Source organism: Phormidium sp. CCY1219 (genome assembly GCF_055795085.1).
In genome coordinates this window covers 1-228 of the sequence record NZ_JAYFEQ010000082.1, presented here as the reverse complement: position 1 = coordinate 228, position 228 = coordinate 1, and the positions used below count along the sequence as shown (strand labels likewise).

Sequence of the window (228 nt, the reverse complement as noted above, 5' to 3'; positions counted from 1 at the left end):
CATAAAAGGATGGAGTAACTATTACAGCACAGTAGTATCCAAGGAAATTTACTCCAAACTCGACTATATGGTTTGGGCAGCCTTAAGGGCATGGACAGTATCAAGATGTGGGAAAGCGTCCATCGGTAAGCTCAGAAAGTATTACCATAAGGGAGCCAATGGAAACTGGACGTTTCAAGCGCAAGATGGGTTAAGACTGCTAACACACGCAGAAACTCCTATCAAGCG

The 228-nt window shown here is 44.3% G+C and carries 1 protein-coding gene; it reads left to right on the top strand.

The genetic code is table 11. From position 1 onward, the window contains the following. Window position 1: 1 nt before the first annotated feature. Window positions 2–228 (top strand): group II intron maturase-specific domain-containing protein (locus AC0QH1_RS00520; RefSeq protein ID WP_324628781.1); only part of this gene is annotated, 227 nt, incomplete at its 3' end.